23 protein-coding genes are annotated in these 24,503 nt (G+C 73.6%); 8 read left to right on the forward strand and 15 right to left on the reverse strand.

Annotated features, from left to right (window positions below; all coding sequences use genetic code 11):
- Positions 1-37: 37 nt before the first annotated feature.
- Positions 38-361 carry an L-rhamnose mutarotase gene (locus BMW99_RS11640; protein WP_069463473.1) on the reverse strand — a complete coding sequence of 108 codons (324 nt, stop codon included), beginning with the start codon at positions 359-361 and terminating at the stop codon, positions 38-40.
- Between the two features lie 341 nt (positions 362-702).
- Between BMW99_RS11640 and BMW99_RS11645 the strand changes: the two genes are divergently transcribed.
- Positions 703-2,730 carry an NPCBM/NEW2 domain-containing protein gene (locus BMW99_RS11645; RefSeq protein ID WP_069463472.1) on the forward strand — a complete coding sequence of 676 codons (2,028 nt, stop codon included), beginning with the start codon at positions 703-705 and terminating at the stop codon, positions 2,728-2,730.
- Positions 2,731-2,922: 192 nt separating this feature from the next.
- Here BMW99_RS11645 and BMW99_RS11650 read toward each other — a convergent pair whose 3' ends face one another.
- Positions 2,923-3,504, reverse strand: a complete 582-nt coding sequence (locus BMW99_RS11650) for an Rv1733c family protein (protein ID WP_069463471.1) — start codon at positions 3,502-3,504, stop codon at positions 2,923-2,925.
- A gap of 140 nt (positions 3,505-3,644) precedes the next feature.
- On the opposite strand from BMW99_RS11650, the gene BMW99_RS11655 reads away from it, so the two are divergent.
- Positions 3,645-4,139, forward strand: coding sequence for an inorganic diphosphatase (locus BMW99_RS11655; protein WP_069463470.1), 495 nt, complete (start codon positions 3,645-3,647; stop codon positions 4,137-4,139).
- Between the two features lie 57 nt (positions 4,140-4,196).
- On the opposite strand, the gene BMW99_RS11660 is transcribed toward BMW99_RS11655, so the two are convergent.
- From BMW99_RS11660 to BMW99_RS11685, 6 genes are read right to left on the reverse strand one after another with little or no spacing between them, the layout of a single operon-like run.
- Positions 4,197-5,108: a DUF6879 family protein gene (locus BMW99_RS11660; RefSeq protein WP_069463469.1), complete on the reverse strand. Its 912-nt coding sequence runs from the start codon at positions 5,106-5,108 to the stop codon at positions 4,197-4,199.
- Positions 5,109-5,141: 33 nt separating this feature from the next.
- Positions 5,142-6,110, reverse strand: coding sequence for an SCO2521 family protein (locus BMW99_RS11665; protein ID WP_069463468.1), 969 nt, complete (start codon positions 6,108-6,110; stop codon positions 5,142-5,144).
- Positions 6,111-6,113: 3 nt separating this feature from the next.
- The gene (locus BMW99_RS11670; protein ID WP_075016743.1) at positions 6,114-7,076 is read right to left on the reverse strand and encodes an SCO2522 family protein; all 963 of its coding nucleotides are present in this window, start codon (positions 7,074-7,076) and stop codon (positions 6,114-6,116) included.
- Positions 7,073-7,990: an SCO2523 family variant P-loop protein gene (locus tag BMW99_RS11675; RefSeq protein WP_069463642.1), complete on the reverse strand. Its 918-nt coding sequence runs from the start codon at positions 7,988-7,990 to the stop codon at positions 7,073-7,075. The genes BMW99_RS11670 and BMW99_RS11675 overlap by 4 nt, the downstream gene beginning before the upstream one ends.
- Positions 7,991-7,993: 3 nt before the next feature.
- Positions 7,994-9,838, reverse strand: a complete 1,845-nt coding sequence (locus BMW99_RS11680) for an SCO2524 family protein (protein WP_069463641.1) — start codon at positions 9,836-9,838, stop codon at positions 7,994-7,996.
- Between the two features lie 55 nt (positions 9,839-9,893).
- Complete coding sequence (locus BMW99_RS11685) at positions 9,894-10,667, reverse strand: SCO2525 family SAM-dependent methyltransferase (protein WP_069463640.1); 774 nt, start codon at positions 10,665-10,667, stop codon at positions 9,894-9,896.
- 224 nt (positions 10,668-10,891) lie between these two features.
- On the opposite strand from BMW99_RS11685, the gene BMW99_RS11690 reads away from it, so the two are divergent.
- Positions 10,892-11,416 carry a GNAT family N-acetyltransferase gene (locus tag BMW99_RS11690; protein ID WP_245791374.1) on the forward strand — a complete coding sequence of 175 codons (525 nt, stop codon included), beginning with the start codon at positions 10,892-10,894 and terminating at the stop codon, positions 11,414-11,416.
- 110 nt (positions 11,417-11,526) lie between these two features.
- Here BMW99_RS11690 and BMW99_RS11695 read toward each other — a convergent pair whose 3' ends face one another.
- Genes BMW99_RS11695 through BMW99_RS11705 form a run of 3 tightly spaced genes read right to left on the reverse strand, consistent with a single transcriptional unit; the run spans position 11,527 to position 14,731 of the window.
- Positions 11,527-12,324: an ABC transporter permease subunit gene (locus BMW99_RS11695; protein ID WP_069463639.1), complete on the reverse strand. Its 798-nt coding sequence runs from the start codon at positions 12,322-12,324 to the stop codon at positions 11,527-11,529.
- Positions 12,321-13,793 carry a DUF1349 domain-containing protein gene (locus BMW99_RS11700; protein ID WP_069463638.1) on the reverse strand — a complete coding sequence of 491 codons (1,473 nt, stop codon included), beginning with the start codon at positions 13,791-13,793 and terminating at the stop codon, positions 12,321-12,323. The genes BMW99_RS11695 and BMW99_RS11700 overlap by 4 nt, the downstream gene beginning before the upstream one ends.
- Positions 13,790-14,731: an ABC transporter ATP-binding protein gene (locus BMW99_RS11705; RefSeq protein ID WP_069463637.1), complete on the reverse strand. Its 942-nt coding sequence runs from the start codon at positions 14,729-14,731 to the stop codon at positions 13,790-13,792. The genes BMW99_RS11700 and BMW99_RS11705 overlap by 4 nt, the downstream gene beginning before the upstream one ends.
- A gap of 120 nt (positions 14,732-14,851) precedes the next feature.
- On the opposite strand from BMW99_RS11705, the gene BMW99_RS11710 reads away from it, so the two are divergent.
- Positions 14,852-16,129 (forward strand): sensor histidine kinase, encoded by a 1,278-nt coding sequence (locus tag BMW99_RS11710; protein ID WP_075016744.1) that lies wholly within the window; start codon positions 14,852-14,854, stop codon positions 16,127-16,129.
- A 59-nt stretch (positions 16,130-16,188) separates the two neighbouring features.
- A complete protein-coding gene (locus tag BMW99_RS11715) occupies positions 16,189-16,860 on the forward strand; it encodes a response regulator (RefSeq protein WP_075016758.1) in 672 nt (223 codons plus the stop codon).
- Positions 16,861-16,905: 45 nt separating this feature from the next.
- Here BMW99_RS11715 and BMW99_RS11720 read toward each other — a convergent pair whose 3' ends face one another.
- Entirely contained in the window at positions 16,906-18,213 is a 1,308-nt protein-coding gene (locus BMW99_RS11720) for a benzoate/H(+) symporter BenE family transporter (RefSeq protein ID WP_075016745.1), read from the reverse strand.
- A 199-nt stretch (positions 18,214-18,412) separates the two neighbouring features.
- Here BMW99_RS11720 and BMW99_RS11725 point away from each other — a divergent pair, with 199 nt between their 5' ends.
- On the forward strand, positions 18,413-19,015 hold the full coding sequence (locus BMW99_RS11725; protein ID WP_069463826.1) for a helix-turn-helix domain-containing protein: 603 nt from the start codon (positions 18,413-18,415) through the stop codon (positions 19,013-19,015).
- Positions 19,016-19,051: 36 nt separating this feature from the next.
- Here the strand turns inward: BMW99_RS11725 and BMW99_RS11730 are convergent, their stop codons facing one another.
- The 3 genes from BMW99_RS11730 to BMW99_RS40700 all read right to left on the reverse strand — a co-directional run bounded on the left by BMW99_RS11730 (position 19,052) and on the right by BMW99_RS40700 (position 22,402).
- On the reverse strand, positions 19,052-19,474 hold the full coding sequence (locus BMW99_RS11730; RefSeq protein ID WP_069463825.1) for an SHOCT domain-containing protein: 423 nt from the start codon (positions 19,472-19,474) through the stop codon (positions 19,052-19,054).
- 169 nt (positions 19,475-19,643) lie between these two features.
- On the reverse strand, positions 19,644-21,179 hold the full coding sequence (locus BMW99_RS11735; protein ID WP_069463824.1) for an MFS transporter: 1,536 nt from the start codon (positions 21,177-21,179) through the stop codon (positions 19,644-19,646).
- A gap of 152 nt (positions 21,180-21,331) precedes the next feature.
- Positions 21,332-22,402 (reverse strand): SCO2400 family protein, encoded by a 1,071-nt coding sequence (locus tag BMW99_RS40700; RefSeq protein WP_143080526.1) that lies wholly within the window; start codon positions 22,400-22,402, stop codon positions 21,332-21,334.
- 412 nt (positions 22,403-22,814) lie between these two features.
- Here BMW99_RS40700 and BMW99_RS11745 point away from each other — a divergent pair, with 412 nt between their 5' ends.
- Together BMW99_RS11745 and BMW99_RS11750 are read left to right on the forward strand one after the other, a co-directional pair.
- Complete coding sequence (locus BMW99_RS11745; protein WP_069462472.1) at positions 22,815-23,960, forward strand: L-talarate/galactarate dehydratase; 1,146 nt, start codon at positions 22,815-22,817, stop codon at positions 23,958-23,960.
- Between the two features lie 126 nt (positions 23,961-24,086).
- Positions 24,087-24,371, forward strand: coding sequence for a dsRBD fold-containing protein (locus BMW99_RS11750; protein WP_069462470.1), 285 nt, complete (start codon positions 24,087-24,089; stop codon positions 24,369-24,371).
- Positions 24,372-24,503: the final 132 nt, after the last annotated feature.

Below are 24,503 nucleotides of genomic sequence, written 5' to 3' on the forward strand. Positions count from 1 at the left end.
ACCCGAGGGGCGGACCGGACGGCGTCCCCAAGTCGCCCTAGTCCAGGTGGAAGACCTCTTCCATCGGCGCCCACCACTCGCCCTCGGCCGCGCCGTCGACCGGCTGCTGGCACGGGTCCGTACGGGCCCACCACTCCCGGGTGACCGGGTCCTCGCCGATCGCCGCGGTGTCGGCCGCGTAGTCCTCGCCGCCGTACTCCAGGTAGCTGAAGAGCAGTCCGTCGCGCAGGTAGATCGAGTAGTTGCCGATGTTCGCGCGCTTGAGCGCGGCCAGCACGCCCGGCCACGCGGCGGCGTGCAGCTCGCGGTACTCGGCCTCCTTCTCCGGGCGCAGGCGGATGATCGAGGCGAATCGCTGCACGCGTGACTCCTTCGCGGTCGGACGGCGGCACAGCGTACCCCGCGGTGCCGGCCGGCGGGAGCGGGCGTCCGCGGCAGGGGAGTTGGAGCGGGGGGTCGGGGCAGGGGCCGCGGAGGGGCGAGTCCGGGAACCGTGGTGGATTCCGTGTGCACGGGCCTTGTCAAGGCCGAGCCGGGCCTCCTAACGTGTCGCCCTGAACAGAAATGAGCGACTCTGTTTTGTTCCGTTGAATTGAAACGTTCGCACCCACACTGTTCCGCACACTCCCCCACGCATCGTGTGGCTGCGTATGCCCGCGGGCCGTTGAGGCCCGACCTCGAACCGGGAGCAGAGGAACCTTCATGCCAAGACTCGCCCACAGACTGCTGGCCTGCGCCACCGCCGGCGCGTTGTGGACCGGCGGCCTGGGTGCCGTGGCGGTGACGACCGAGATGGTCGCCACCGCCGCACCCGCCGCCGCCCTGGACAACGGACTCGCGACCACCCCGCCTATGGGCTTCAACGACTGGAACGCCTTCGGGTGCAACGTCAGTGAGCAGCTCATCAAGCAGACCGCCGACTACTTCCTCAGTTCCGGGCTGAAGGACGCGGGTTACACCTACGTCAACATCGACGACTGCTGGATGACCCACACGCGCGACGCCCAGGGCCGCCTGGTGCCGGACCCGGCGAAGTTCCCCGACGGCATCAAGGGCACGGCCGACTACGTGCACTCCAAGGGCCTGAAGCTGGGCATCTACGAGGACGCTGGTACCGCGACCTGCGCCGGCTACCCCGGCAGCCTCGGCCACGAGACCACCGACGCCCAGACGTTCGCCGACTGGGGCGTGGACTACCTCAAGTACGACAACTGCAACAACAAGAGCGACGGCACGCGCCAGGACTACGTCAACCGCTACACCGCGATGCGCGACGCGCTCCTCGCGACCGGCCGGCCGATCGTGTACTCGCTGTGCGAGTGGGGCGTGAACAACCCCTGGGAGTGGGCCGGCGACGTCGGCAACTCCTGGCGCACCACCGGCGACATCAGCGACAACTGGGCCAGCATGCTGTCCATCGCCAAGGCCAACATGCCGCTGGCCTCCGCCGCGGGACCCGGGCACTGGAACGACCCGGACATGCTGGAGGTCGGCAACGGCGGCATGACCGACACCGAGTACCGCACGCACTTCAGCCTCTGGTCGATGATGAACTCGCCGCTGCTGATCGGCACCGACCTGCGCAAGGCCACCCAGCAGACGCTGGACATCCTCAGCAACCGGGACGTCATCGCGCTGAACCAGGACACGCTGGGCCAGCAGGCGACCGTGGTCTCCTCGGCCGGCGGCAGCTACGTCCTCACCAAGCCGCTCGCCAACGGCGACCGGGCGGTCGCGCTCTTCAACTCCAGCGACCAGGCCCAGCACATCAGCACCACGGCCACCGCCGCGGGACTGCCCAAGCGCGGCACGTACAGCGTGCGCGACCTGTGGCAGCACACCGACTCCGAGAGCGCCGGCACCCTGTCGGCGACCGTGCCCGCGCACGCCACCGTGCTGCTGCGGGTCGGGGCCGACGACCAGGGCGGCGCGCTGGACAACCCGCCGATGCTCGACACCGGGGCGACGCAGACGCAGAGCCACATCGAGCCCGGCAGCTCCGGCCCCGTCTCGGCGAGCGTCACCGACCTGGGCACCGTGCCCGCCACGGACGTCTCGGTGCAGCTGAACGCCCCGAGCGGCTGGACCGCCACCGCGGCCGGACCGACCACCACCCCGGTCGTGCCCAAGGACCACACGTTCAGCACGTCGTGGAACGTGAGCGTGCCGGCCGGCACTCGACCCGGCGTCTACTCGCTGACCGGCAGCGTCAGTTTCCGCAACGCGGCCAACGACAAGCCGGCCACCGCCCCGCTGAACGGCAGCGTCGCGGTGCTCGTCCCGCCGCCGTCCGGCACGCACTACCTCAGTGACCTCGACTGGACGTCGGCGACCAACGGCTGGGGTCCGGTCGAGCGTGACGAGTCCAACGGCGAGACCGCGGCGGGCGACGGCCACCCGATCACCCTCGGCGGCACCGTCTACGCCAAGGGCCTCGGCGTCCACGCGCCGAGCACCGTCTCGTACTTCCTGGACGGCAAGTGCTCCAGCATCACCGCGACGGTCGGGGTGGACGACGAGAAGAACGGCAAGGGCTCCGTGGAGTTCCTGGTCTCCGCCGACGGCAAGCAGGTCGCCGACAGCGGTGTGCTCACCAACCCCATGGGCGGCAAGCCGCTGCACGCCGACGTCACCGGCGCGCAGAACGTCCAGTTGATCGTCACCGACGGCGGCGACGGCAACGACAGCGACCACGCGGACTGGGCCGACGCCCAGCTCACCTGCTCGTGACCCCGTGACCCCGTGACCCCGTGACCCCGTGACCCCGTGACCCCGCGGGCCGCGCGCCCGCGGGGCCCATGGTCAGGCGGACGGCGGCGCTTCCACGCGCCGCCGTCCGTGCCTGTTCGTGTCTGTTCGTGCCCGTGCCCGTGCTCGTGCCTGTCCGCCCGCCGCGCCGGGGCCGTGCCCGTTTCCGGGGCCTCACGCCGGGTGGTGACCCCAGCGCGGGCCGACCCGCGCCCACTCGCGGTCCAGCGCCACCGCCCGGCGGCGGTTGATCGTCAGCAGGACCACGCTCCGCCCGCCCACCACGACCAGACCGAGCACCGTCGACGCCATCAGGCCGAAGATGACCGCGCGCGCCTGCGTCTGCGCGGGGTCGGAGGGGTTGTCGCGCAGCGCGTGGTGACCATCGAGCCACACCGGGACACGGCTGCCCGCCGTGGTCCCCGCGGGAACCGCGGCCTCCCCGGTGTGCGGGGTGCCGCCGGGCGGGGTGTAGCGCACGAGCGTGCGCACATGGGTGCTGTCCGTGGCCACCGTCGTCCAGCCGGTACCGGGAGTGGCGGGTGCGTCCTGCACCGCGACCGCCGTCACCCGGTGCCAGTCCGCTCCCGGGCGCGGCGCGTGCGCGGCCAGTGTCACGCCGGCGACGACTCCCGCGACGGGGGTGCCGAGCCACAGCAGGACACCGACGACGACCACGACCCACGCTTCCACACGGTCACTGCGACGCCGCAACGCGTTGCGGCGCCAGCGCCAGAACCTCACGGTAGTACGCATCGCCGTACTCCCTTCCCGGTACCCATGCCCGCTCGGACGGCGGTGACACGAAACTGCCCGGCCCCGTCCGCGCGCATGCCGCGGCAGCCGGGCGCACACTGGATCTGCGGGCGACGAGGCCGGCGGCGAGGGAGGCGTACGTGGAGTTCGACGTCATCGTGGAGATCCCGCAGGGCTCCCGGAACAAGTACGAGATGGACCACACGATCCACCGCATGCGGCTGGACCGCATGCTCTTCACCTCCACCCGGTACCCCGCCGACTACGGATACGTGGACGGCACGCTGGGGCGCGACGGCGACCCGCTGGACGCGCTCGTCCTGGTGGGGGAGCCGACCTTCCCGGGCTGCACGATCCTCTGCCGGGCCATCGGCATGTTCGTCATGACCGACGAGAAGGGCCCCGACGACAAGGTGCTGTGCGTGCCCGCGCACGACCCGCGCTACGCGCCCTTCCAGGACGTCACGGACGTGCCGAGCTTCGACCTGCTGGAGATCACGCACTTCTTCGAGGTCTACAAGGACCTCGAACCCGGCAAGTCCGTCGAGGGCTCCCACTGGGACGGGCGCGACGCCGCCTACGCGGAGATCGAGGCGTCCCGCGTCCGTGCCCGGGTGACGGCCGGTCCGGTGTGAGCCCGGCCCGGACACGACCGGGCCCGCACCGGCAGTTCCCCCCAGGGACCGGCTGCCTCAGGTGCCCACGGCCCACAGGTCGTTGAACCGGCGCGTGCGGCGCGCGACACGCTCGCCGCGCATCACCAGCCGGGTGCTCGCGATGAGTTGCTGGTCCGACGACACGAAGTCGGGGCTCACCTCGTAGCTCACCGCGTGGTCGAAGACGATGAAGTCGTTGGTGGGGTCCAGGCGCACCGGGTGCGGCACCGCGGAGATCGCCACCACCCGCGCCTCCACCCCCAGCGCCTCGTGGCTGCGCCGCAGTTCCTTGATCTCGTCGTCGATCTGCTCCGGGCGGTCCACGATGAACAGGCGCCGCACCTGCACGCCCCGGTCGATCGCCGCGCGCTGCGCCGCGAGATAGCGGCGGCCCAGCTCCGACGTCCACAGCCCGGTGTCCACCGAGGTGCTCGTCGCGTCGATGCTGGCGGTGCAGCAGTGGGTGAGGGTCACGATCCAGTCGTGGTCCTCGCCCTCGTACTCGACCTGGTCGGCCTTGAGGTCCTTGAGCAGCACCGAGAGCCGGGTGATCTCCGCCTCGGCGAACGAGTGGATGATGTCCTGGTTGCTCGACTCCAACTGCGTGACGTTGTGCACCAGTTCGGTGACGGCCCGGGTGGGCACCGGAGAGCGCTCGACCAGCCCGAAGAACCGCGTCGCCTCGTTGATCTGCTCGAAGCCGTTCTCCACCACCTCCCGCATCGCCACGGCGTGCTGCTCGAAGGCGCTCTCGACCGTCTGCAGCCGGCGTTCGAAGTCGGTGAGGTACTGCACGATCAGCGTCGCTCCGCCGAGGAAGACCGACACCGTCAGCCGCCATATCTCCGGCTGGTTGGTGATGTTGGTGATGAAGTACGCGAGCGCGCCGACGACGCTGGTGACGATGACCTTCCAGACGACGGTCGGTATCCCTTGGGCTTGGTCCATCTTCCCCCCAGTGGTCTCTCCGGTGGCGGCGGCTCAGGAACGCGCCATGACGGGTCGTGACAGCGGAACGGTCCGCAGGGCCACCTGGTCGCGGATGCGCTGCACCAGGCTCTGCCACTGCCGGGAGAACCCGGGCCGGCGCTCCAGGGTCTCCCACACACCCGCCAGGGCGTCCGGGACGCGCGCCCCGGGCATCCACAGGTGCAGCAGGTGGTCGACGAGCGGGCGCAGCGCGGCCAGCACGGCCTCGCCGTCGCCCGAGCCGAGCCGGCTGCGCTCGACCAGCGCCAGCAGCGTGGTCAGCAGCCAGTCGTGCAGGGCGAGGTCCTCGCACAGCGCGGCCACCGCGGACGGGTCCGCGGACGGCGTGCGCAGCGCGACCGTGCGCAGCCCGTCGGCCGCGACGGTGAAGCGCTCGATGGACGCCTGCGCGCCCTCGGCGGCCGGCAGCGCGGTCCACCGCAGCCGGGTGCGGCCGGACTTGAACGGAGCACGCTGGTCCAGCAGTTGATGCCGCAGCACCTCGTCCAGCAGCCGTTCGGCGATCGAGCCGGGGTTGAGCACGCCGCCCGGCAGCGGCGCCGAGGCCAGGAACCCCTCCACCACGTCACGGGCCTGATGGCGCGCCAGCGGCTCGATGTCGCCGGGCCGCAGCAGGTAGTGGCCCCACGGCTTGCGGTGACTGCCGACGCCTGGGACGAGCCGGGCGAACGCCGAGGTCTGCAGCACCCGCCCCTCGGTGAGCACCGCCCGCACGGCCACCGTGCCGACCGCGCGGGGCCGGCCGCCGGTCAGCGCGGGCAGCCGGCAGTCCACGCCGGTCAGCTGGTGCGGCGACACCACCCGCAGGTTGGGCCGTTCGGACAGCAGCACATGCTCGTCGGGCCGCAGGTTGAGCAACTGGGTCGCGGTGCGGGCGGTCAGCGCCTCGGACGTGCGCAGCACGCTGGTCCGCACCTCGCCGCACAGCACCGTCTGCGGGCCGGGGTCCGGGGGCGTCATCGGTCAGGGCCCCGGGTAGAAGACGTAGGCGGCGCGGTCGGCGATCTCCGCCGGGACCTGGATGCCCTCGCCGGCGGCGCGCTCGGCGACCTGCCGCAGAGCCCCGGAGTCCGCGTCCACCTGACCGAGGATCACCCGCACCGCGTGCTCGATCGGCAGGAAGCGGGACGGCAGCACCGATGTGGTGCGGTACGCGGCGAACGGCGCCGCGGAGTCGTTCAGCCGCAGCAGCGGCGGTAACGCGCTCCAGGTCTCCGGCAGCGCCTGGTCGGGGCGCAGGCCCCGCGGTTCGAGCACCGGGTTGCCGCGGTGCCGCAGCAGGCCCAGCCGGGCGAGCTGCCACACCGACGCGAGGAACGGGCACGACCAGGTGCGGCGCGGGTCGGCGCTCCACAGCTCCACGTCGACGAAGATCGAGTGCCGCCGCGCGCCGGCCTCCGACGGCGGTGTCCACGGCACGACCCGGCCCATCGCCTCCGCGGTGCCGGCCGCCGGCGAGCGCTGCCCGTTGGACAGCCAGCCCGTCTCCCGCGCGCCCGGCCGCGTGCCGTCGCTGCCCTCGGCCGGGCTCTCCACCAGCCGGCCCTCGACCGCCGCGGCCAGCGCCACGCCGTCGGCCTGCGCGCAGGCCGACTCCCGCGCCAGGTAGTCGATCTCCAGGCCGGCGGCCTTGGCCTCGCCGAGCAGCAGCGGCACCAGCTCCCGGGGCGAGGAGAACTGGGTGAAGTAGTCGTCGACGAGGAAGCAGGTGCTGACCCGGGCCCGCCCGCCGCCGGACATCACCGCGGCCGCGGCGTGCGCGGCGTCCGCCCACGGCTTGACGCGGGCGAAGTGCTCGCGCAGCCGGTCGGCGCCCTCCTCGAAGTCCTCCATGTACAAGTGGCCGAGTTCCAGGGACACATGGGCCAGCGGCACGGACTGGGTGCGGGGCTCCGCGGTGGTCTCGCGGAAGATCTGCTCGGTCACTGGCGCTCCCACGCCTCTTCGTCCACCAGCGCGGCCGCCAGCTCCTCCAGCGCCTGCCGGGTGGGCATGCCGGCGACCTTGCTGGCGAGCACGTCCTCGTCGGTGATCAGCTGCTCACGCCACTGCAGGACCGGTTCCAGCGGGATCTTGCCCAGCAACCGGGCGTAGCCGAGGTCGAGTTCGGCGGCCAGTTCGGTGAGGTCCCGGTCGCACTTGCGCATCCACTCCGACTGGGCGAGCGGCACGTGGGCCCACAGCGGGGACTCCGGATCGGGCACCGCGGCACGGACGAAGCGGATGGAGTCGCGTAACGCGCCCTTGTCGTGGCCGCGTTCCACCCCGCCGGCCACGATGCCGCGCTCGCCGAAGACCAGGCCGTGCGCGGCGATGACGTGCTGGTGGGTCCAGCGGTGGAAGACCAGCCAGCGGCTGAGGACCCGCGCCAACTCCGGTTGCGCGGTGGCCTCGAGCACCATGTCGACCGCGTACGAGCGGCCCGCGCTGAGGTCGACCACCACGACGTCGAACTCCGACTCCAGCTGCAGGAAGAGGTTCACGCAGCGGCGCACGGTGTCCTTGCCGATGGCGAACTCGCCGCCGTCCCGGTCGCCGGGAACGAGCACCAGCCGCCCGGACCCCGTGGGCCGGTAGCGCAGCTCCTCGTGCTCGGACTCCGCCCACACGTCGATGCGGTGCGGCTCGGTGTGCCGCCCCTGCAGATGGGAGTGGAGGCCGCCGGCGGCCACGCCCCTGCTGGCGCCGGGGACGTCGAAGACCGCCGCCGCGGTCGGCGACCCGAAGTCGAAGTCGAGATAGCAGACGTCGTCGCCCGCCAGCGCGCGGCGGTAGGCGACGTTGGAGCTGGTCACCGAACGTCCGGTGCCGCCCTTGTCGGAGGCTGCGAAGACCAGCACGGTTCACATCCCCCGGGCGGCGGCACGGCGGCCCATGGCCATGGCGTCCAGCTGCCCGAGCACCTGCAGCGCCAGCGCGCAGGCGGTGCCCGGCTGTTCGTCGATCACCTGGCGGGCCCGGCGCAGCGACACCTCGATGCCCTTGATCGCGATGCCGCGCGACCCGTCGCTCGACGAGGAGGGCTCCAGCAGCTCCTTGCCGAACAGGTGGTTGGCCTCGCTGAGCAGGGAGTCCGCGTAGGCGGTCAGCTCCGGGCTGCGCAGCGGCGGCTCCTGGAACAGCGACCGGGCGGCCACCATGCACTCCACCAGACGCTCGGTGGAGCTCCAGGACACCGCCGTCGAGGGACCCAGCGGCGCCTCGGGGAAGGCGCCGGTCACGTCGTCCCAGAGCTTGGAACCGCGGCCGGAGCGCAGCCGCCGCAGCCAGAGGTGCTCCAGCGACGCCTCGCCCAGCACCAGCATCCGGTCCCGGGTGCCGATCGTGCGGGACAGCCCGCCCAGCTGGATGGCGCGCTTGAGGAGCTGCGCGGAGAAGTCCTTCATCGTCCACTGCATGGGCGGGCCCAGCCGGTCCGAGCCGTGCAGCGGCAGGCGGACGCCCGGGCTGTGCAGGGCGACCGCGCCGTCCCTGCCGGTCATCCGGCCGGTGATCCGGCCGCGTTCGGCCAGCCGTTCCATGATGGTCGCCATCCGGGACAGGTCGTCCTCGGAGCCGCGGCGGCGCTGGTGGTCCTGCACGAGGATCGCGGAGACCAGCAGGGTGAAGTACTCCGACTCCAGCCGCTGGCCGGTCGTCCGCCAGGGGATGTCCTCCAGCGGCCAGCGGCCCTCGCCGAACCGGGCCAGCAGGGACCAGTAGCGCTGGGTGATCTCCCAGCGCAGCCGGAGCGCCTCGGCCAGACCCTGCTGCTCGGGTGTCAGCAGGCCCAGCGTCAGGGTGCGGTCGGAGAACAGGTCGACGATGCCGTCGAGGGCGGCGACGGTGAAGTACAGGTAGGGAACCGGCTGCGCCACACCGGGCGGCTGCTGGCCGATCGGGATGGTGGTGTCGACCGGGGGAGCGGTGTCCACCACGCTCCACGACCAGCCGCACTCGAAGAGCTGGTTCTCGTCGTCGAGGTCGCCGACGATGTCCACGCCGATGGTGAAGCGGTCGCGGATGGTGGCTCGCAGGGGCTTCAGCCGCCGCTGGAGCTGCTGCACCACCAGCCGGTCGGGGAGGCGGCCCTGGCCGACCAGGCCGACCAGCGCCTCGCCCTGCGAGGACTCCGAGTCGAAGACGCTCACGGTGAACGAGCGCAGCAGGCTCACCATGGCCGCGGTCAGCCGTAACGAGGTCGCCGCCCGCAGTTCCTCGGCGAGTTCGCGGACCTCGGCACGCCGCTGCTTCCCGGTGTACACCTTGAGGAAGCCCAGGGTGGCCAGGCAGAGCGTCACGGCCATCGAGTACGAGTCGACGACGCCGACGGCCAGCTGTTCCGGCGTCAGGTCCTTCTTGTCGTCCGCCGAGCTGAAGTAGTGGCCGCCGGCGAACGTCGGGGTCTTCTTCTCGTCGGTGTGGGCGCCCATGTAGTCGTGCATGATCTCCAGCAGCCGCACCGGGATGTCACTGCGGGTGCCCACGGTGCGCAACGCGGACAGCACGTCGGCGTCCGTGGTGTCCGGGTCGTCGAGCCGGAACTCGGGGATCTCCGTCGCCGGATACAGCAGGCAGAGCAGGCGTTCGGAGTCCGCTACGCTGCTCTGCTTGCCGTCGTCTCCCCATTCCCAGTCCCCCCCGGGAAAGGAATGGCGGCCGATCGCCTGCCAGATCTCCAGCAGTTGCTGGCGTGGTTGAATCTGCATCCCCGTTCCCCTTGCCCTCTTCGCGCCCCAACCGTCACCGGAACCCCGCCGGGTTTCAGACCGCGCCGCGCCTGCCGCAGGCGACGATCATCCCCGTATATCCCTCGCGCACCGCATCGCCCTCCGGCGGGGCGATACGGACGATCTGCATGTCCTCGCTGTACGGTGCCAAGGTTGCCTCCACGTCGTGCCGCGTGACCGCGCACGCGGGGAACCAGTGGTCGCCGACCTGATAGCCCTCGGAATTCTCCATGAACGCCGCGGCGAAGGGCGATCCCGGCGCCAGCGCCTCGGCGAACGAATTGACGGCCTTGCGGAATTCCAGGTGCGACGTCGACATCGACTCGGCGACGAAGAACATCGTCCCCATGCCCCACTGCCGCGACGGCAGCTGGAACAGGTCGCCCTGCCGGACCGACGCCGCCCCGCGCAGCTCCGCCCGCGGATCGGTCACCTCCGCATAGCCCTCGCCGCGCAGCAGCAGGGCCCAGAACTCGTCCCAGTTGGGCTCGTATCCGGAGACCTGCCGGCGCAGCCAGGCGACGTTGGACGCGGACCGCTCGAACATCGTGATCTCCCGGCACCAGGGAAGCATGGCGAGTGCCGGATACAGGTTGGCGCCCGCGCCGACGTCCACTCCGGTCACCGGCTGCCCGGGACGGTGGCCGTGGAAATGGGCGGCGAAGTGATCGCGCACGATTTCGATGATCTGCCGGTCGTCCTGGCGCAGCGTGCGGTAGTTGTGCTCGCTGTACGCGAGGGAGTCGAACGCGTCCCACGGGGCCTCGCGGTTGAGCGTCGCCGACGATGGGTCAGATGCGGGATCCATAAGGTCAGGGTAGCGCCAACACGCCCGGGAACCCGCGCACGTGACACGAATTCAGGCCATGACCACCACGCGAACGCGCTATCCGGCCAGAAGCGCGATCACCGGGCCCCGATCTTCCCGAGGCGCCCTGGACAGCGAGTCCCGCACGGAAGTACACCAGCAGGGAAAGTGTACGAAATCACGTGCCGTGCGGAACCGGTATCCCTCATTCCCCAGGGAGCAGCGTGAACTTCCTGTCCAAAGCAAGGCGTCAGGGCTCCGACGCCGGCGCACAGCGCCCGCGGGAGGCCGTCATCCGGCCCGTCACCGAATCCGATCTCCCCGACATCGAGCGCCTGGACCGGGCGGTGTTCGGCGACGCCGCCTATCCGATGTTCGTGGTGCGCCAGCTCTTCGACGTGCACGGCCACCACATGCTCGCCCTCGACACCCCCACGGGCCTGCACGGGTACGTGCTGCTGGCCACCGCCCGCGGCCGGGACACCGCCTGGATCCTCAGCCTCGGCGTGGAGGAGCCGTGGCGCAAGAAGGGGTACGGCCGCCGGCTGCTCTCGCAGTGCCTGCGCGACCTGGCCGACCGCGACCTGCGCGAGATCCGGCTGAGCGTCGAGCCGGGCAACGACGCGGCCGTGCAGCTGTACCGCTCGCTGGGGTTCGTCCCCGCGGTGACCAGAGCCGACTACCTGGGGCCGGGCGAGGACCGGCTCATCATGGCGCTGCCGGTGGCCGGAGGGCCGCAAGGCCGGTGACCGCGGGGGTCACCGGCCGCCGGCCGCTGGGCCGCCGGACCGCCGCCGCGGGCAGGGCAGGCGCCCGCCGTCCGGACCGGGGCGGGCGCCGCCGGGCCGCGCGGCCGGTGTCAGCCGTCGCGGCGCTCCAGCATCAGCCAGCCCGCGCTGAGCGCCGCGGCCGCCCAGGCGGCGAGGACCGCGAGGCCGGACCAGGGGCCGATCGGCGCGGTGCCGGTGCCCGGGACCAGGGACTGCGCGGCCAGGCCCGCGGACATCGGCGACGCGTCCTGCACCGCGTGCAGGACGTGGACGGGCATCGGGACGATCCGGGACGCGACGAACGGGCCGTAGAGCAGGCCGGCGACCGCGCCCACCGCGGCGGCCTGGTGGCGGAGCACCCAGGCCGCGCCCAGGGCCAGCACTCCGACCAGCACCAGATAGAGCACGGTGCCGGCGGCCGCCCGCAGCAGCGCGGGGTCCGACAGCGGGACCGGTCCGCGACCCGCCCGGGCGGTGAAGCCCCGCGCGGAGAGCACCTCGTGCCCGGCGGCCAGCGCGGCGGCCACGCCGAGCACCGCGCTGACCAGCACCGCCGCCGTGGCCACCGCCGCCTTCGCGAGGAGCACGGTGCCGCGCCCGGGCCGCGCCGCCAGCGTCAGCAGGATCACCCGCGGCTGGTACTCGCCGGAGACCAGCGCCACCGCGACGGCCAGCGCCGCCAGTTGGGCCAGGTAGACGCCCGACAGGACCAGCGCGGTGATGTCCTGCGGCGCGCAGCCCCCGCCCGGCCCGCAGTCCGGCGGCCGTTGCGTGGCCGCCACCAGGACCCCGGCCGCGGCCAGCACCGCGGTGACGGCGGCGAGCGTCCACAGGTGCGCGGGGACGGTGACCAGCTTGGTCCACTCCGCGTGCAGGGCCCGCCTCATGCGTCGCGCCGGCGCTGCAGCCAGAACGCGGCGCCGAGCGCGACCGCGGTGTACGCGGCGAGCACCGCGAAGCCCGGCCACGGACCGATGGCGTTCTCGAACAGCGGCTGCGTCTGCCGGATCGCCGCCCCGGCGATGGGCGTCGCCCGGCCGACCCACAGCCCCGCTCCGACCGATGTCACCTGCGCCACCAGCGGGATCACCACCAGCACGGTGAACAGCAGGATCACCGCTGCGGCCGTCCGCCGCACGATCACCCCCACGGCCAGGCTGAGCAGCGCGACGAGGGCGAGGAAGGCCGCGGTGCCGGCCACCGCCCGCAGCACCACCGGATCCGTCAGCGAGTGCCGCGGGAAGATCGGCGGCCCGTAGCCGTTCCCGCGCTGGATGGGCTGGGCGATGAGGAACGAGGCCGCGCAGGCGACGAGTCCGGCCGCGAACACCCCCGCGGCCACCACGAGCGCCTTGGCGGCCAGGACCCGGCCGCGGTGCGGGCTGACCGTGAAGGTCGTCCGGATGGTGCGGGTCCGGTACTCCGAGGTCATCGCGAGCACGCCGAGCGCGATCACCGCGAACAGCCCTATCTGGACGCCGCTGAGCGTCGAGGCCACGGTGTCGCTGTCGCCGTCCTGGCCGATGCCGCCCACGCCGGGGGTCCCCACGTCGCCGCTGCCCGTCACGGTGAAGGCCGTGCCCGCCTCGTGCAGGGTGCCCGGTCCGGCGGTCCGCGCCGGCATGCCCGCAGGACCCGGCGGCTGCTCCACGTCCGTCAACTGCCAGGCCCCCGCGCCGCCCGGCACACCCGCCTCCGCGCCGCCCGCCGTCGCGCCCGACGGGCCGCTCGCCGTCAGGTGGTCGAACACCGCGCGGCCCGTGGTGGCCTGGGCGCTGCCCACCACCTTGCCCGGCCCCGCCCAGTGCGAGCGTGCGAACGGCGGCGAGGCCACGAACGTGCCGGCCTCCGCGGTCGCGGGCAGACCGGTGTCCGGGACGCTGCCCACGGTGTGCCAGGTGCGGCCGTCGGCCGACTCCGCGCCCGTGACGCGGCCGCCGGAGCGGGTCAGCCGCAGCCAGTACGGCGCCGCGGCTCCGCCGCTGCCGGTGAACTCCTCCGTCCCGCGGGCCGCCTGCATCCGCACACCGTGTCCCGGGGTGAGCATCAGCGACACCGACGGCGAGCCGCTGCCGGTCCCGGACTTGAGCATCAGTCCGGCCTTCGCCCACGGCGCGGTGTCGGCCTGGGAGGTCACCTCCGCGGTGACGGTCACGTCACCGGTCGCCGGCCGGTGCACGAACGTGAACCCGTCCAGGCGGGTGGGCCCGCCGTAACTGCTGTGCCCGCCCTCGGCGGTGAGCACACCGATCAGCACCACCAGGGCGACGGTCGCCAGCAGCGCGGCGCCGGTGCTGCGCACCGACCGCAGCTTGGCCCACTCGGCCCGTACCGCCCGCAGCAGGGAGGTCGTCATGGCCGCGGCTCCTCGGTCTCGTGCGCGTGCGCCCGGAACTCGGTCGCGTCGCGGGTCAGGTCCAGATAGGCCTCCTCCAGGGAGGCGCGGTGCGGTGCCAGGGACGAGAACGGCACCGCGCCGCCGCCGAGTTCGGCCGCCACGCGTTCCGCGGGCAAGCCGGCGACGGTCAGCGCGTCGGTACCGAGCACCGACACCGTCGCGCCGGCCGCGGCCAGCACCGTCATGGCCTCGGAACGGTGGGAGGTGTGCAGCACCACCCGGTCGCCGGAGGCCGCCGCGAGCAGCGCGTCGACCGCCGTGTCCGCCAGCAGCCGGCCGCGGCCGATCACGATCACGTGGTCGGCGGTGTCCTGCAGTTCGCTCATCAGATGGCTGGAGACCAGCACCGTGCGGCCCTCGGCGGCCAGCGACCGGAGCAGGCCGCGGATCCACCGGATCCCCTCGGGGTCGAGCCCGTTGACCGGCTCGTCGAGGATCAGCACCCGCGGGTCGCCGAGCAGCGCCCCGGCGATGCCCAGCCGCTGGCGCATGCCCAGCGAGAACCCGCCGGCCCGCTTGCCGGCCGCCGAGCCCAGCCCGACCGTCTCCAGCACCTCGTCGACCCGGCCGGCCGGCAGTCCGTTGTAGCGCGCCTGCCACAGCAGATGGGCCCGCGCGCGCCGCCCCGGGTGCACCGCCTCGGCGTCCAGCAGCGCACCGACGACCCGCAGCGGGTCGCGCAGCGCGCGGTACGGCCGGCCGCCGATCAGCGCGCTGCCGCCGTCGGGCGCGTCCAGGCCGAGCAGCATCCGCAGGGTGGTCGACTTGCCGGCGCCGTTCGGCCCGACGAAACCGGTGACCCTGCCCGGCTCCACGGTGAAGGACAGCGCGTCCACCGCCACCGTGTGCCCGTAGGTCTTGCTGAGACCGCTCACCGCGATCGTCCACTCCGTCATGGCCTCGACGCTACTGACGGCCGGCGCCGCTGCCGTCCCGCGCACGGGGAGTCCTGACGCGGCACGCCATCCCCCGCGCGGGGGACGCGACCTGCCGGAAACGCTGCGGATAATGGCCCGATGAGCCCCCCGTCGCCGCTGTCGCCGCCGTTCTCCGGACGCTGCGCGGCCGTGCTGCGCCGGGCCGTCGCCGCGGAGGACCTGCCGCTCGTGGCGGCCGCGGCGCTGGGCACCCTGGCGCTCGCGCAGGCCGCGGCGGCGGGCAGCGGCCAGGGCCAGGACCGCGCGTCCTCGGCGATCGCGGGCGCCCTCGCCCTGGCGCTCGGCTCGACCGTCCCGCTGGCCTTCGTCCGCGCCCAACTCGTGCCGGCCGCGACCGCGATCGCCGCCGCCGTGCTGCTGGCGCCGCAGAGCGGCGTGACGCCCACCGCGGCCGGACTGGCCGCGCTCGCGGCCGTGCTGTACCTGGTCGGACTGCGCTGCCGCCCGGTCGTCGCGCTGCTGTCCGCCGTGCCGTTCGTGGTGTACGCGGTGGGCGCGGGTCCGGGCCAGGCGGGCGGCAGGCCGCTGGCGGTGGCCATGCTGGCGGGCGCCTCGCTCGCACCGGCCCTCGGCGCGTACCGCAGGCACCGGCACGACGCGAGGGCCCGCGCCGCCGCGGACTGGGCCTACGCCGACACCCTGCTGCGGCACGCGGCGCGCGGCGAACGCACGCGCATCGCAAGGGAACTGCACGACATCGTCGCCCACCACATCAGTGCCCTGTCCGTGCAGGCGGAGACGGCCCGGCTCACCACGCCGGGACTCCCGCCGGAGGGCGCCGCGAAGCTGCTGGCGATCGGCGAGACGGCCCGCGAGGCACTGGCCGAGATGCGCCGGCTGCTCGGGGTGCTGCGCGAGGACGACGGGCCCGCGCCCGGCCCGGCACCCGCCCCGGACCTCACACCGCCGCCCGGTGGCCGCGGTCCGCTGCGGACCCGTGTGGCGCGCCACCCGCAGCCGGGCCTCGACCAGTTGCTCGCGCTGGTCGACCAGGCGCGCGAGACCACGGGGACGGTGGTGCGGCTCACCGTCCGCGGAGCGGTCCGCCCGCTGGACCCCGGTGTCGAACTGGCCGCCTTCCGCATCGCGCAGGAGGCGCTCACCAACGCCCGTCGGCACGCGCCCGGCAGCGCGGTCGACGTCGAACTGCTCTACGGGAAAAGGGAGTTGCGGGTGACCGTCCGTGACAGCGGGCCGGGCGGGGTGCCCGTCGCCGGCGGCCACGGCCTGATCGGCATGCGGGAGCGCACCGCGATGGCGGGCGGCACCCTGGCGGCGGGACCGGGCCGGATCACCGGCTTCGTCGTGGACGCGCGCCTGCCGCTGCCCCCGGCCGGCGATCGGCGCGCGGCGTGAGCGGGCCGGGCGAGCGGGACGTGCGCGACGAGCGGGCCGAGCGCGAGGCCGCGGGCCCGGTGCGCCTCCTGGTCGTCGACGACCAGGACATCGTCCGGGCCGGGTTCGCCGCGCTGCTCGGCAGCCAGCCCGACTTCGACGTGGTCGGCAGCGCGGCCGACGGTGCCGCGGCGGTCCGGCTGTGCGACGCGCTGCGCCCCGACGTCGTGCTGATGGACGTGCGCATGCCCGTGCTCGACGGCATCGAGGCGGCCCGGCGGATCACCGGGCGGCCCGGCCCCGCACCGCGAATCATCATGCTCACCACCTTCGACCTGGACGAGCACGTCTACGACGCGCTGGCCGCGGGCGCCAGCGGCTTCCTCCTCAAGGACATGGCGGCCGAGCGGCTCTTCGAGGCGGTGCGGGTGGTCGCGTCCGGCGAGGCGCTGCTCGCGCCGACCGTCACCCGGCGACTGATCGGCGAGTTCGTCCGGATGCGCCCCCAGGCCGCGGCCGCCGGTGCCGCCCTGTCCGCACTGACCCCGCGCGAGACCGACACGCTGCGGCTGGTCGCCGAGGGCCTGTCCAACGCGGAGATCGCGGAGCGCCTGGTGGTCAGCGCGGAGACCGTCAAGACCCATGTCAGCCGGGTCCTGACCAAACTGGGCGCGCGCGACCGCGCCCAGGTGATCGTCCTCGCCTACGAGCACGGTCTGGTGATCCCGGGCCGCCGCCCCGACGCGGTCTGACCTGTCGCGAGGCCGGCCGTCACGCGCCGCCGACACGCACCCCCGTCACGCGTGAGGTCGGCCGCCCGAAGCGGGTGCGGGCACTGCGGGTTCGGCCGGTCCGGGCGCGGACGGCGCCGGTGCGGACGGCGCCGGTGCGGACGGCGCCGGTGCGGACGGGGCGGCGCGGCGGCCGGCGGGAAGCGGGAGGCGCGCGGCGAGCAGGGTGCAGACCCCGGCCAGCAGGCCCCAGAACGCCGAGCCGACGCCGAGCAGCGTCATCCCGGAGGCGGTGCCCAGGAGCGTCACCACCGCGGCCTCGCGGTGCCGTTCGTCGCCCAGGGCGGTGTGCAGCGAGCCGCCGATGGTGCCGAGCAGGCCGATCCCCGCGATGCCCAGGACGAGTTCGTGCGGCATGGCGGTCAGCAGCGCGCCGATCGTGCCGGCCAGCGCGGCGACGCACAGATAGAAGACGCCGGCCCACACCGCCGCCAGGTAGCGGCGGGCACGGTCGGGATGGGCCTGCTCGCCGGTGCAGATGGCCGCGGTGATCGCCGCCAGGTTCAGCCCGAACGCGCCGAACGGCGCCAGCACCGCGTTGACCGCGCCCGTCCAGCCGAGCAGCGGCGACACCGGCACGTCGTAGCCGGAGTTGCGCAGCACCGCGACTCCCGGAAGGTTCTGCCCGGTCATGGTGACGACGTACAGCGGCACGCCGACGCTGAGCAGCACCCGCCAGTCCAGGTGCGGCGCGGTGAACACCGGCGCCGGGGCGGACAGCCGCACCCCGCCGGTGTGCCAACCGCCGACGGCCGTGGTGGCGGCCACCCCGACGGCCAGCGCCACCAGCACCGCGTACCGCGGGAACAACCGCTTGGCGAGCAGGTACGCGGCGAACATCGGGAAGGCCACCGCGAAGCGGCCGTGCAGCGCGGTGAACAGACCGGTGCCGAACTGGAAGAGCACCCCGGCCAGCAGCGCGGCGGTCAGCGGCACCGGGATCGCGTCCATGACCCGTGCGAACCAGCCCGTGACGCCGCTGACGAGGATGAGCAGGGCGGACAGCAGGAACGCGCCGACGGCGTCGGCCATCGGCACCCCGGCCAGCCCGGTGGCCAGCAGCGCCGCACCCGGTGTGGACCAGGCGGTGACGATCGGCGTGCGGTAGCGCAGGGACAGGCCGATGGAGGTCACCCCGAGCCCGGTGCCGAGTGCGAGCATCCACGAGGCGAGTTCGGCGGAGTCCGCCCCGGCCGCCCTGGCCGCGGTGAAGACGACGGCGGCGGAGCTGGTGACGCCGACGAGGACGGTGACCAGACCGGCCGTGACGGCCGGAGCGGGGGCGGCGGCGCGCAGGGACGCGAGGACCTTCATGACCCCTCCCGGGCCCAGGCTGTGTCGACCGTGTTCCGTTTACGGAACGTTCTGTGGGCGGAACACTAGGCTGGGCCCGGGACATCCGTCAACGGGCTTTCTCCCGGAGCGGTTTGCCGGGACCGGCGGAGGTCCGCCGAGGTCCCGGCGGCACCGCGCGCGCCGGACGGGCGGAGGAACGGAGAGGCATGGAACGGGCATGGAGCTGAACGAGCGGGTCGGCCTGCGGCTGCGGCACCTGCGCGAGGACCGCGGGCTGAGCCTGTCCGCGCTCGCCCGCCAGTCCGGCGCGGGCAAGGCCACACTCTCGGAACTGGAGGCCGGCCGCAGGAACCCCACCCTGGAGACGCTCTACGCGCTCACCACGGCCCTCGGCGTCCCGTTGAGCGCGGTGCTCACCGACGAGGACGGCACCCCGCACGGCTCGGCGGCTCCCGGCGGCGTCCCGCTCAGTGCGGTGCTCACGCCGGGTGTGGCGCGGGCCGGGATCTCGGGGGAGGCGGTCACCGCCGTGCTCACCGAACGCTTCGAGGACGCCGCCGCCGTCACCGACGTGTTCCGGATCCGCATCCGCGCCGGGGCCGTCCAGGTGTCCGCGGCCCACATCCCCGGCACCGCGGAGGACCTGCTGGTCCTCGGCGGCATCGCGGTGGTGGGCGATCCGGCCGACCCCCTGACGGCGGGTCCGGGCGGCCACGCCCATTGGACGGCGGACCGCCCCCACCTGTACAGCGCGCCGCACGGCGACGTGGAGGCCGTGCTGTTCGTCCGCTACCCGCTGGACGCGACCGGGACCGGGTGACCGGGCTGGTGCACCCGGCCACCCGGTCCCGTTCCGTCAGGACAGCACCTTCTGCTTGGCCTTCTGGAACTCCTCTTCGGACAGGGTGCCGTCGGCGCGCAGTTGCGACAGCCGTGTGAGCTGGTCGGCCTGGCTGCCGCCGCCACCGCCCTCGGTGCCCGCGGTCTTGCGGATGTAGTTGTCGAACGCCTTCTGCTGCTGGTCGACGTGGTGCTGCTCGCGGCGGCCCATGCCCGTACCCCGTGCGATGACGTACACGAAGACGCCGAGGAACGGCAGCAGGAGCACGAACAGCAGCCAGCCGGTCTTCGCCCATCCGCTCATGGAGTCGTCCCGGAAGATGTCCACGACGATGCGGAAGAGCAGGAAGATCCACAGGACCCAGAGGAAGACCCACATGGCCGTCCAGAAGGCGCCGAGCACCGGATAGTCGTAAGCCAGATACACATGTCCGCCCATGGTCCACTCCCGGGGTTCTGCTGCCCTTCGCAATGGGGCGAAAGGTCGTGAAACAGGACGTACTCATCATCAGCGTCACTCTGGTGGACCACAAGCCGGGAGCCCGGGCGGCAGCTGCCGCCCGGGCTCCCGGTCTGTGCTGGGGCCGCCGCGGCGGCCTCCTCGGGGCTCAGGCCTCCCCGGGCGCGGCGCCCGCGGTGACGGCCGGGCCGCCCGGTGCATCCGCCGGGCCGCTCGCGCCGTCCCGCGCCTGCCGCGGGTCGTCGCCGCGCACCGGCTCGACGGTGCCCTGGTCGCCGACGCGCTTCGGGATGAGCAGCGCGGCCAGGAACGCCAGTACCGTGGCGCCCGCCAGGGCAGCGAAACCCCAGGCGTAGCCGGACTCGGCGGGCAGCCCGCCGGGACCCTTGCGTGCGGTGACGATGCCCGCCATCAGGGCCGCGCCGACGGCACCGCCGATGGTGCGGATGTTGGCGTTCATGCCGCTGGCCACGCCGGTCTGATGGGCCGGCACGGCCTGCACGACCAGGCTCGACATCGCGGCGAAGGCCAGGCCGAAGCCGATGCCCAGCACGCCGGTCGCCACGCACAGCTCCCACACGTGGTCGTGCGCGAAGGCCATCAGGAGGAAGGGCGGGACGGCGATCAGGCTGCCGGCCACCACCAGCGCCCTGGCGCCGTACCGGGCGGCGAGCCGGCCCGAGGCGCTGCCGACCACGAACATCGTCACCGGCCACGGGAGCATGATCAGGCCGGACGCCGTGACACTGGCCCCGAAGCCGTAGCCGGCCTGCGAGGGCGTCTGCAGGAACTGCGGCAGGAAGCCGAACGTCGCGTACATCCCGACGCCGACCATCAGCGCCACCAGGTTGGAGGTCCACACCGCGGGCGTGCGCATCATCCGCAGGTCCACCAGCGGGGTCGCGGCGTGCTGCTCGGAAGCGATCCAGCCGGCGGCCAGCACGACCGCGGCGGCGAGCAGGCCCACCACGCGCCCGGACAGCCAGCCCCAGTCCGAGCCCTCGCTGAGGGCGAGCAGCAGGGCGACCAGCCAGGCCGACAGCAGCACGGCCGGGGTCGCGCTGATCCGGCCGCCGGCGTGCGCCGGCGACTTGGGCAGCAGTACCTGGGCGGCCGCGCCGGTCGCCACGACGGCGATCAGCGGGAGCCAGAACAGCCAGTGGTAGTCGAGGACGTTGATGATCGGGCCCGCCAGCACGATGCCGAGACCGCCGCCGACCGCGGTCAGCGCGGCGAGCAGGCCGACGGTGGCGGGGGCGCGGTGCGGCGGGAACTCGTCACGGGTGATGCCGAAGGCCAGCGGCAGCACGCCGCCGCCGACGCCCTGCAGGACGCGGGCCAGGATCAGCACGGTGATGTTGCCGGCCAGCGCGGCCAGCAGCAGGCCCGCGGCCAGCGCGCCGAGGGTCACCACCAGCATCTTCTTCTTGCCGACCGCGTCACCGATGCGGCCGATGATCGGCGTGAAGATCGACGCCGACAGCAGGTAGGCGGTGAGGACCCAGGTCGACGCCGCCTGGTTGGTGTGCATCGCCTGCTGGATGGTCGCCAGCACCGGCACGACCAGGGACTGGAGCAGCGCGTACGCGGAGACCGCCGCCGCCAGCACCAGCAGGGTGACCGGGGAACCGCGGCCGACGCGGGAGGGCGCCGAGGACACCGGCGCCGTCGGGGATATCGACATGGCCATCTTTCGGGGGGACGGGAGCGCGGACGCGCCCTGATGGAAGTGGAGGTTCCTCCGCTTATCTCGATACTAAGCGGAGGAACCTCCACATACAAAAAGCACGGTGCCCCCGCCCGGAATCCGGGCGGGGGCACCGTGCGTCCCCGAGGTCAGCCGAGGCAGACGATGAGCAGGCAGAGCTGCTGCGGCGGCGGCGTCGACGGCGCGGTGGTGGCCGGCGGCGTGCTGGCCGGCGGCGTCGCCGGGGGAGTGGTGGCCGTACTGCCGGAGCTGCTCCCGGAGTTGCTCGAAGAGCTGGTCGTGCTCGCGGTCTGCGTGGACGAAGAGGGCGCCGTCGGCGCCGTGGTGGTGCTCGGCGCCGGCTTGCTCGCCGCGGAGTACGTCACCGTGCGGCCCGAGGGGATCACGCTGGCCGGGATCGACGTGATGCTGTCGGGTCCGGCCTGGGAGGCCCGCGGTGCCGGCTGCGCGGCCGTGCTGTGGTGCTGCGGCGCGGCGTGCTTCGGGGCGGCGCTCGGGGCCGCCTGGGTGCTGGGCGAGCTCGCGGACGTGTTGTCCGTCTGCAGTGCCGTGGGCGTCTGCGGGTCGGCGGCGGCGGTGGTCGCACCGTCCTTCCCGGAGTGGCCCTGCATCGAGGCGACCGTGACGCCGCCGCCGAACAGCGCGAACGCGGTGGCCACACCGGCGCGGCGCCGGTTCTTCTTCCAGCGGGCCAGCTGGCGCCGCCGGGCCGCGCGGCCGCGGTGCAGCGTCGGGGCGAGCGAGGGCGGGCCCAGCACCGACGGCACGTCGCCGCCCGGCAGTTCGCCGCCGGGCAGGTCGCCGTCCTCCTCGGTCAGTTCCGCGGGCAGCCGGCGCGGAGTCGCCGGCCGCGGGCGGGCGGGTTCGATCCGCACGGCGTCCCGGCCCGCGTAACCGTGGCCGGCGGCGGGGTGTGCCCCGCCGGGAAGGCCGGGCTCCGCATAGGGGGCGGCGTAGGCGTGTTCGCCGGGGGCGGCGTAGCCGGGCACCTGCATGTTCTGCATGGTCGGCAGGGGACCTGCCGAGGCGCCGGGGTGCCCCGAAGGCGCCGCGCCGAAGGCGTCCCACGCCGCGGGCGCCGCGGCGGTGTTGCCCATGTAGGCGCTGGCGGGCGGGGCTATGTCCGGCGCGTAGGCGCCGCAACCCGGGCACACCAGAGCCCCGTTGAGGGTCCGGCGGCAGGAGTAGCAGTAGTCCATTCGCGAACTTTCTGTGCTGGCGGCGCGGCTGAGGGAGGCTTGTGGCATGTTCACGTCGCCCGCGACGGGGCAGCGGCACACGCTAACAGCAGTAACGGGAGAGGATGCGCACTCCTTGTGATGCTCTTGAAAAGGTCGCACGTCACCGGGTGTGTGGGGGACCGGCTGCAGCCTCACCCTCGCGCCCCGTCCGCCATGAGGCCGCGAATGCCGTCGGGGTCGCCTGACCTGTCGGACGGGGGCCGCGGGGCGCCGGATAGAGTGGGTTCAGAAGTGCGATCAATGTTCATATCCATGACTGGAGTTGACCGTGACGCCCGTGACGCCCGTGACCCCCGCACCCGCCGCCGCGCCCGCCGCCGTCCCCGCCGCCCTCTCGGGCGTCCCCGCCGCCGCGCCGTCAGGCGACCGGATCCACCGCGTCCGGCTCTCGTCCGTCCGCCTCCCGCTGGCCACGCCGATCAGCGACGCGAAGGTGCTCACCGGGGTGCAGACGCCCATGACCGAGGTGGCCCTGCTGTTCGCCGAGGTGTCCACGGCGGACGGCCACGAGGGGATCGGCTTCAGCTATGCCAAGCGGGCCGGCGGCCCCGGCCAGTACGCGCACGCGCGTGAGGTCGCGCCCGCCCTCGTCGGCGAGGACCCCAACGACATCGCGCGGCTCTGGACGAAGCTGGTGTGGGCCGGGGCGTCCGTCGGCCGCAGCGGGCTCGCCACCCAGGCGATCGCCGCGCTGGACATCGCGCTGTGGGACATGAAGGCCAGGCGCGCCGGACTGCCGCTGGCGAAACTGCTGGGCGCCCACCGCGACTCGGTGCGCTGCTACAACACCTCGGGCGGGTTCCTGCACACGCCCGTCGAGGAGCTGCTCGACAACGCCACCGCGTCGCTCGAGCGGGGCCTGGGCGGCATCAAGATCAAGGTCGGACAGCCGGACGGCGCCGCCGACCTCAGGCGCCTGGAGGCCGTGCGCGGGCACCTCGGCGACGGCGTGCCGCTGATGGTCGACGCCAACCAGCAGTGGGACCGGCCGACCGCGCTGCGCATGGGCCGCGCCCTGGAGGGCTTCGGGCTGACCTGGGTGGAGGAGCCCCTGGACGCCTACGACGCCGAGGGCCACGCGGCGCTCGCCGCGTCCCTGGACACCCCCGTGGCCACCGGCGAGATGCTGGCCAGTGTCGCCGAGCACACCGCGCTGATCGAGGCGCGCGCCTGCGACATCATCCAGCCCGACGCGCCCCGCATCGGCGGCATCACGCAGTTCCTCAGGCTGGCGGCGCTCGCCGACCACCGCGGGTTGCAGCTGGCCCCACACTTCGCCATGGAGATCCACCTCCACCTGGCGGCGGCCTACCCGCACGAGCCGTGGGTCGAGCACTTCGAGTGGCTGGAGCCGCTGTTCCACGAGCGGCTGGAGATCCGCGGCGGCCGCATGCACCTGTCGAACCGCCCCGGCCTCGGCATCACCCTCACCGACCAGGCCCGCGCGTGGACCCGGGAGGCCTGCGAGATCGACGGGACGGGCGCGGTCCGGGAGCTGACCGCGGCCACCGGCTGAGCGCCGCACGCGGTGCCCCCGCGGTGCCGGCGCCCGGGTCCGTTCCCCGCTGCGGGCGACTCCCGGGTGCCGGCGCGCGATCCTTGAGGTGAGGGGGGTGGGCGGCCGAGCAGAAGGGACAGCACGATGACGCAGGACAAGAGCACGCCAGCCGCACGCACCAAGACCTGGACCCTGCGGATGGACGTGGTCGAGGAGGACGAGGACGTCACCAAGGCCGACGCGTCCCTCGACACCGGTGACCGGACGCTGACCACCCGGTCCAGTGCCCGCCGCAACCCGCACGATCCGCCCGTGCCCTCGATCGGGGACGAGTACGCGGCCGGACGTGCCCTGCTGGATCTGGGAAAGCAGCTGCTGCGAGAGGGAACCACCGACGCGGCCGCGAACGACAAGGACGAGAAGGGCTGACCACCGCCATTGCGCCGGCGCCGGAGAAACGCCCGCGTTTCCGTTCGGCGGATTATCCAGCCAATAACACTGGCCTCTCGGCATCTCTTTCATGCCATCCGTAACCGGTGGCCCCGGTTCCGCCAGTGATCG

The sequence above is a fragment of the Actinacidiphila rubida genome (assembly GCF_900110255.1).
Classification (GTDB): domain Bacteria; phylum Actinomycetota; class Actinomycetes; order Streptomycetales; family Streptomycetaceae; genus Actinacidiphila; species Actinacidiphila rubida.